This window comes from Tepidimonas charontis, from assembly GCF_007556685.1.
Lineage (GTDB): Bacteria > Pseudomonadota > Gammaproteobacteria > Burkholderiales > Burkholderiaceae_C > Tepidimonas > Tepidimonas charontis.
On record NZ_VJON01000096.1, the window covers coordinates 1 to 1,176 of the forward strand.

Sequence of the window (1,176 nt, forward strand, 5' to 3'; positions counted from 1 at the left end):
GCGCGCCGCGCCAGCACCTCGAAGGCGGGCAGGGTCTTGCCCTCCAGCACCTCCAGGAAGGCGCCGCCGCCGGTGGAGATGTAGCCGACCTGCTCGGCGATGCCAAACTTGGCAATCGCCGCCAGCGTGTCGCCACCACCGGCGATGCTAAACGCCGGCGACGCGGCAATGGCGCGCGCCAGCGTCTCGGTGCCAGCGGCGAAGGCGTCGAACTCGAACACCCCCACCGGCCCGTTCCAGACGATGGTGCCAGCGTGCTGCAGCAGTTGCGCCAAGCGCTGTGCCGTGCGTGGACCAATGTCGAGGATGCGGTCCTCGGGCCCGACGTCGGCCACCGCCTTGACGGTGGCCGGCGCGTCGGGCCCGAAGGTCGGCGCCACCACCACGTCCTCGGGAATCGGCACCTCGGCGCCGCGCGCACGCATGGCCTCGATGACCGCACGGGCTTGCGCTGCCAGCTCGGGCTCGGCCAGGCTTTGCCCAATGGGGTAGCCTGCCGCCAGCAAGAAGGTGTTGGCGATGCCGCCGCCGACGATGAGGCGGTCCACCCGCTGCGCCAGGTTGTTCAAGATGGTGAGCTTGGTGGAGACTTTGGAGCCACCGACGATGGCCACCAACGGGCGCTGCGGCTGCTGCAGCGCGCGCGTGAGGGCATCGATTTCGGCCGCCAGCAGCGGCCCAGCGCAGGCGATGGGCGCGTACTCGGCGATGCCGACGGTGCTGGCTTCGGCCCGGTGCGCGGTGCCGAAGGCGTCGTGCACGAAGATGTCGCACAGCGCGGCCATGCGCTGCGCCAGCACCGGGTCGTTTTTCTTCTCGCCTTTGTTGAGGCGGCAGTTCTCCAGCAGCACCACGTCGCCCGGGGCGACTTGAACACCGTGTTCAACCCAGCCGGTGACCAGCGGCACCGAGCGGCCAAGCAGCTCGCTCAGGCGCTGCGCCACCGGCGCCAGGCTGTCTTCGGGGCGCGGCTGGCCTTCGGTGGGCCGGCCCAGGTGCGAGGTGACCATGACGGCCGCCCCCGCGTCCAAGGCCATCCGGATGGCCGGCACCGAGGCGCGGATGCGCGTGTCTTCGGTGATGCGCCCGGCTTCGTCCAGCGGCACATTGAGGTCGGCACGAATGAACACGCGGCGGCCCGCCACACGGCCGGCCGCGCACAGATCGGCAAAACGC

Annotated in this window: 1 protein-coding gene; it reads right to left on the reverse strand. The window is 70.9% G+C overall.

Annotation, left to right across the window (positions count from 1 at the left end):
• Nucleotides 1-1,176 (reverse strand): phosphoglycerate kinase (locus Tchar_RS13495; RefSeq protein ID WP_328592052.1); only part of this gene is annotated, 1,176 nt, incomplete at both ends.